Source organism: Synechocystis sp. LEGE 06083 (assembly GCF_015207725.1).
In the GTDB taxonomy this organism is placed as follows: domain Bacteria; phylum Cyanobacteriota; class Cyanobacteriia; order Cyanobacteriales; family Microcystaceae; genus Synechocystis; species Synechocystis salina.
Genome location: NZ_JADEWJ010000224.1, coordinates 1 through 6,720, shown reverse-complemented (window position 1 = coordinate 6,720; position 6,720 = coordinate 1). Strand labels below are relative to the sequence as shown.

Annotated in this window: 7 protein-coding genes; 2 read left to right on the top strand and 5 right to left on the bottom strand. The window is 50.5% G+C overall.

Going from position 1 to position 6,720, the window contains the following annotated elements; all coding sequences use genetic code 11:
- Nucleotides 1–604: GAF domain-containing protein (locus IQ219_RS15120; protein ID WP_194073155.1), on the bottom strand; the 604-nt coding region annotated here is incomplete at its 3' end.
- A 138-nt stretch (nt 605–742) separates the two neighbouring features.
- Nucleotides 743–862 (bottom strand): photosystem II reaction center protein Ycf12/Psb30, encoded by a 120-nt coding sequence (locus tag IQ219_RS15115; protein WP_190599593.1) that lies wholly within the window; start codon nt 860–862, stop codon nt 743–745.
- Nucleotides 863–1,004: 142 nt separating this feature from the next.
- Between IQ219_RS15115 and IQ219_RS15110 the strand changes: the two genes are divergently transcribed.
- A complete protein-coding gene (locus IQ219_RS15110; protein WP_194073154.1) occupies nt 1,005–1,370 on the top strand; it encodes a YkgJ family cysteine cluster protein in 366 nt (121 codons plus the stop codon).
- Nucleotides 1,371–1,376: 6 nt separating this feature from the next.
- Here the strand turns inward: IQ219_RS15110 and IQ219_RS15105 are convergent, their stop codons facing one another.
- Nucleotides 1,377–3,539 (bottom strand): HAD-IIB family hydrolase, encoded by a 2,163-nt coding sequence (locus IQ219_RS15105; RefSeq protein WP_194073153.1) that lies wholly within the window; start codon nt 3,537–3,539, stop codon nt 1,377–1,379.
- Nucleotides 3,540–3,674: 135 nt separating this feature from the next.
- Between IQ219_RS15105 and IQ219_RS15100 the strand changes: the two genes are divergently transcribed.
- A complete protein-coding gene (locus IQ219_RS15100) occupies nt 3,675–4,235 on the top strand; it encodes a hypothetical protein (RefSeq protein ID WP_194073152.1) in 561 nt (186 codons plus the stop codon).
- Nucleotides 4,236–4,302: 67 nt separating this feature from the next.
- On the opposite strand, the gene IQ219_RS15095 is transcribed toward IQ219_RS15100, so the two are convergent.
- The gene (locus IQ219_RS15095; RefSeq protein ID WP_194073151.1) at nt 4,303–4,797 is read right to left on the bottom strand and encodes a CheW domain-containing protein; all 495 of its coding nucleotides are present in this window, start codon (nt 4,795–4,797) and stop codon (nt 4,303–4,305) included.
- A gap of 34 nt (nt 4,798–4,831) precedes the next feature.
- On the bottom strand, nt 4,832–6,720 hold a 1,889-nt coding region (locus tag IQ219_RS15090), incomplete at its 5' end, for a hybrid sensor histidine kinase/response regulator (RefSeq protein WP_194073150.1).

Genomic DNA, 6,720 nt, shown 5'->3' with positions numbered 1-6,720 from the left:
TAATCACACTGACGGGAAAGCCAAATTTTTGGCAACGGGCTTCCTCGCTGGCCAATAACTTTTCCCAACCTAAGTGGCTGTAAAATCCAGTAACTTCATCCCGCTCCGTTAAAAATTGCTGTTGTTCCTCCCGTCGGGAAGCCATCTCTGCCTTCAGGAAAAAGTCCAGAATAGTGCTGAGTAATTTGGCAATCAATTCCACTAGGGGCAATTCATCGGCCAAGTTATCCGGCTGGGGTTGGGGATCAATGGCACAAAGGGTGCCAAACAGAGCACCGTTGCCGTAGGTGATGGGCACCCCTACATAGGCTCCAATGGGGACCTGTTGGGCGATAGGGGCGTTGCGATAAACCTCCACCAAATCAGATTGGGGGGCGATATGGGGTCCTTCTCCCCTCACCATACGGGAACAAAAGGAATCAGGCCAATGGAAAACATCCCCCTTTTGGACCCCATAGCCATGGTCCTCTGCCTGGAGCACAATCCAATCGTCCAACTCAGTGCGGGTAATCATCCACAGGGAAAGACCCATGCGCTGGTGCAAATAGGTCAAAGCCGCCTGGGCCGCACTATCGAAGTCGGAAAAAGAATGGGTGGTAAACATGGCTTGAAGTGTGCTGTAGATATGCTCTATCTTTCTTTGGCCCTGGATGTCAATCTTGCTACCAACGGGGGCTTAGGTCACAAAACCTCCCCGAAGGAAGGTTTAGCACCACCTTGACCGAACTGGGTTTGGCTAAGCCTACAGGTCACCGCCCCGGAAAGCGAGCACAAAAACCACGGCGGGCCCAGCAATGACAATCAGCCCCAGAAAAGTCAACTGAAAAATAGGTTCTAAATTGAGTGCGGCAAATAATTCCATAATTTCTCCTGTTAAAAACTGCTGGCTAGACTCAACGTAAGCAAGGATAATAAAACCAATGTCTATAATAGCTGGGTTGGTTTCGTCCCCTGGACTTGCCGTCATAAAAATACATAAAGTTATGTGAAGAAGGAGACTGGCCATGGCAACTTGGTATTGCATGCAGGGGTGTGGCGCTTGTTGTAATCTCACCCCAGAGGACCGGCCGGAGTTGGCTGAGTATCTTACCCCGGAGGAGTTGACCCTTTACCTCAGCCTAGTGGGGGAGGATGGTTGGTGCATTAATTACAACCACGGCGATCGCCTCTGCCAGATTTATCCAGACCGGCCTAGTTTTTGCCGGGTGAAGCCGGATAACTTTGCCCGGATGTTTGCCATTGCTCCGGCGGAGTTCGACGAGTTTGCTAGCCATTGCTGTGAAGAACAGATTGAAGGAGTTTATGGCCCCCGGAGTGGGGAGCTAAAAAGCTATCAACAGGCATTGCCCGCCGTGGCAGAATCAATCTGAATCTGGTCAAACGGGATCTAATAATTCAAAGAAGCGGTAATGGGCGAGACCGTCTAGAATGCCCGCAGCGTAACGTTTTTCAGAAAAATAAATTGGCTCAATTTCCCCTAGGTTAGAGAGTTCCTCGTGGTGACGGTTGGCGACAACGACGGAAAGGGTATTGCCCCGCATCATGTCCTCATCTGCCCCCGACCCCCCGGCAGTGAAAACGTGCTCCAGGGAAATGTTCCACTGTTGACTTAACCAACGCACTGCGTAGCCTTTGGAAGCGCGGATGGGCAAAATATCCAGAAATTGGCCAAAGGAAATAATTGTGTTAACGGTCTGTTCCCCTTTATGCAACAGTTGCCGGATTTCTTCCAAACTGGGGGCGATCGCCCCGTCGTAGAAATAGCTAATTTTATAGGCACTCAGTTCTTCTTTAGGTTGGAGCGCCAAACCAGGCAATTCCCCCAAAAGGCGCATAATGGCGTTACGATTCCACAAATAATCAATGTGATGACGCCAACTCTGGTCGGGGATCAAATCCGGGGAAGAATAAATTTCCGTCCCCATGCTGGTGATCAACATATCCGGTTGGGGAATGCGATACTCCCGCAAAATTTTCAACACGGAATCCAATCTTCTCCCAGTGGCAATGCAAAATCCGACATTTTTACGATGTTGATAAAGCACCTCCAGCAATTCATCCAAAGTTTGGCGATCGCCTGGTAGTCCCCCCTCTAATGCCCCCAGTAAATTTTGGTCCAAACTAGTGACCAAGGCACCGTTATAGTACAAAGTCCGCCGCCGCTTTAGATCACTCCGTTTCAGGACGGAAGTCTGTTGCATTAGAGCATTAAGGGCATCCAAGTAACTGTCAACGTGGGAATGCCAGGAATAGTGACGCTTAACCCCCTCCAGACCCCTAGTGGATAAAACTCGCCATTGTTCGCTTTCGTTTAATACGCTCAATAATTTATTGACAATATCCGTCTCGTCCAGAGGGTTGATCAGATAACCGTTCCGACAGTTTTTGATGATATCCACCGGGCCACCATCCTCCGTGGCCAGAATGGGCACCCCACTGGCCGCTGCCTCAATCAGAGTTAAACCAAAGGGTTCTGTCAACGCCGGGTTGATAAATACCCCCTGGGACAAAGCGGTGAGGCGAAACAGATCGTACACATCTTCCGGCTGATTGTGCTTGGGGTAAGCCACTTTGCCATAGAGGTCGTAGCGGTCAATGGTCAACAGTAAGTCCGTCAACACTTCCCGGGGCCCCATATCCAAATCCGTAATATCATCCCGATTGCCCGCCACAATGACCAAATTAGCCCGGGCTTGCAACTCCGGTGACTGGCCATAGGCCTCGATCAACGTGTGGATATTCTTGCGGGGATCCGGTCGGGACAGGGCCAGAATAATGGGCTGACGGGGTTCGCGCAAAAATCGACATAGCTCCGTCACAATGGGGCTTTCCCACTCGTCTCCCTTGGGGGGATAAAACTTTTCCAGATCGGTGCCGGGGGGAATGACCAACATCTGGTCTGGTTGGTAATAGTCATACTGGGCATACTGTTCCGCAATTTCTTGATGGGTACTGGTAATTACCCTTGCCGCTGACCCTAGGGTTTCTTCCTCAGCGTTAATCCGTCGGGCCATGTTGTAACGGCTTTCAATTTCGTCCGCTTTGATGCCGCTGAGTAGGAGACGAGTGCGCTTACTACGCCCCAGGGAGTGGCCTGTGTGTACCAAAGGAATGCCCAATTGGTGGGAAAGTCTGGTGCCCACATAACCGGCATCGGCATAGTGACTATGGATGACATCGGGTAATTCGGGCTGTTCTTTCAGATAGCCTAGGGCGTGGTCAGCAAAATTATCCAAATAATCCCAGAGCATTTCCTTGGCAATATATTCCTCCGGACCGCATTCAATCCGGACAATCTGGGCCCGATCGCCGATCTTTTCCCGAGGCTGAGCGTAGTCTTCATCTACCCTGGGGTCTTTCACCAAACGGGTCATTAAATCCACCCTAGCTACCTGGGGATTTTTAACTAAGGCCCGGGCCAGTTCCAGCACATATTTAGTTTGCCCACCGGTATCCGCGTCTCTGCCTAGTTCCAGATCCCCTCCCCGAATCAATCCATGAATGCTAATTAGTAAAATGTATTTTGATGAATAGCTCATAAGTCTTACAAGTTACTATAATCGATCACCAGCGATGCCACAGGTTACCATGGTGATGATTTTAACGGCTGAAACTAATTAACTTTTTCGGTTTGCCCTTGTTAGAATGCTCCCAATCTCTGTCTAAATTTGCCGATGACCTATGTTAACTGGTCGGCCCTGGCCGAAATTTCTGAGTTGGAACCCTATTTTGCTGAAGATTTTTCTGGCTTTCAGCAACAAATTGAACAACATTTGCCTGGATTGATGGCGATCGCCCCTGAAGAATTGGATAACTTAGCGGTTTTGCGGGTGCTGGAAGTTTGTAATGGTTGTTTGCAATGGGCTTTCCGTCGCCAAGATGAACATTGTTTATCGGTGGAACAAACTCGGGAATGTATGCAAACGGTAATTGGTTTTATTAAGGTTAAAAAAATTACCTGTCCCAGTGGCAAAATCATTACTTTTACCCCGGAGATCGAGCAATTAATGGAGGAGACAACCCAGCTTTATCGTCAGGCTTTCAAACAAAATAATCAAACCGCTAAACAGGAATATTACGCCTATTCCAGCGCCCAATTCATTGCCTATGGTGGCGATCGCCTCGGCTGGGCCCAAGACCTAGTGGAAAAGGAATTTAGCTCTCTGTTCACTCCCCATTTTATCCTGCGGGGGAAAAGGTACATTGCTCCCTATCTACAGGCCATTACACCCTAGGCTGTACTCCGATTAAATAATCAGACTAGGGGCATCATTTAATTTCTTTAGCAACCAACTTCCCAACTCAAAGTAGAAGGTCGGGGTCGAGCAAAAAGACAGTCAGTTTTTCCGACTTTTCTTCCACCAACATTACATGGCTAGCAGATTGGAGCGTGTCATTTTGGCGATAGGAATCGGGCAATTGACGAATTTGTTGGGGCAACACATCCAGTAACGTGGGAGCATTATTAACCAAGAGACAAAATTCTTCCCCACTCCGATTTTTAGTCAAGATAAAATACTGTTTCGTTTGGGCCGTCGGGGGCTGGGGCACCCCAAAAAAGCGACGATATAGGTCCACCATGGTGACAGAACGGTTTTCTAGGTTAACCAATCCTGTGGCCGACAGACCAGTGCCATGGCTGGGGCCATGGGGCAAAATTTTTACCACCAGGGCAATGGGTAGGGCCAGGTTAAGTTTTCCCACAGCAAAAAGGAGAAACTTTTCCGGTCGAACAGAGGGGGCAGAGGGCTGACCGACATGAACAGGGGCATCAACGGAAGAGGAATAGAACGCCATATTTTGCAAGCGAGAAAATAATAACTTTTAACTACTAACTGCTAACCGATACCTGACCAGCGGCCAGGAGTTCCTCCACCGCCCCAAGGAACTGTTGCTCAATGTAAGGTTTGGTGAAGTAGGCATTGGCCCCCAGGGTCTTGGCCAATTGTCGGTGTTTATCGCTGCCGCGGGAAGTGAGCATGGCCACTGGAATTTTGAGCAGTTCAGCATTGCGACGTCTTTGCCCAAGAAACTCAAAGCCATTGAGGTTGGGCATTTCCACATCACAAATAATCAAATCCACTTCCCCCGTTTGGGCTAGGGTCTTCAGGGCTTCCTGGCCATCCTTAGCTTGTATCACCCGATAACCAGACCTTTCCAGGGTGAAAGCCAGAGTCCGCCGCAGCGCCGCCGAATCATCCACCACTAAAATGGTTTTGGCCCTCCGCCCTGGGGTGGGGATCGACTCTCCTCCTGCCTCCGCCATGGCCAAATTATCTGTGCCCTTTTGCCAATGCCATTCCAACAGCAGTGCTCCATTCACCACCGGGATTAAGGTGCCATCGGCCAAAATAGTGGCTCCATAAAGGTAAGAAGGGGCAGGCAACAGGGACGCAAAGGGTTTGATCACCAATTCCTGTTCCGTCACCAAGCGGTTCACCTCTAGGGCGTAATATTGCTGACCGAGCCGGAGTAACACCAGGGGCAAGTGCCAATTGTCCGGTTGGGGCACCGTGGTTAATAGCTTGCTGGTTTGTCGCTCCGATAAAGGACACTGATAGGGCAGTAATTGGGCCAAGGAATAAATCGGGATAGTCAATTGTTGCCAATGGAGAAAACGTTGCCCCCCACTAGTTTTGAGTTGTTCCGCCGTCGGCACCATCAATTCCGCCACACTATCAGAAGGAATGGCGATCGCCGTCAGGGCTCCCTGGTCCTGCCCCACCAAGCACACCAACAACTTAGCAATGGTGAGGGTCAAGGGTAAACGCAAGGAAAACACTGTTCCCCGGCCGGGGCGAGAAGACACCACAATGGTTCCCTTCAGAGCCTGCAACTGTTGCCGTACCACATCCAGCCCCACCCCCCGGCCCGAAAGCTCGCTCACCTGGTCCGCCGTGGAAAAGTTTGGCTCAAAAATCAAATTATTAATCTGCTCTGTCCCCAATCTTTGCCCCTGTTCCTCACTAATCAAGCCCCGTTCCACAGCCCGCCGGAGAATCTTATCCCGGTTGAGTCCACCCCCATCATCCCGCATTTCAATAATGGTCTGATTACCCTGGTGATAGGCATGGATCTCAATGGTGCCCGTGGCCGGTTTCCCCGCCGCCAAACGGGTATCAGTATCCTCAATGCCATGGTCAAAAGCATTGCGGAGTAAATGGAGCAGGGGATCATAGAGCTTCTCCAGGGCCAAACGATCAACCAACACCCCCGTGCCATGGAGTTTGATCTGCACCGGCTTATTAAACTTACTGGCCATATCCCTGAGCAAACGGGGAAAACGCTGTAGAATTTCTCCCAGGGGTAGCATCCGGGCCCACATCAGCTCGTCCCGCAGGGAAAATAGCATCTGCTTTTGGGCATCCACTGTCTGATTGGCCGCCCTGGAAAATAGCACCACATCATCCACCGCCTCTTCCAACTGCATCATTTCTTCCAAAATTTCCTGCAACTGGGCCGAGAGGGTACCATAGGAATCCATCTCCAACGCATCAAAGGTGTGGTCTAGCCACCCCTGGGGTCGCGGCTGGGCCCGTAGCATAGTCTCCCCTTCCGGCCGGATGGCCAACTGGTCCGCCAACTGCCTCAACTTCAAAGCCATGGTTTGGAAGGTGCCGAAACGTTGCCCCAGGGCCCCCACCGCCGTTTGCAATTGCTGATTTTGCAAAGAGAGGCTATTGCGATTAATGGCCAATTCCCCCACCCAATTATTCCTGT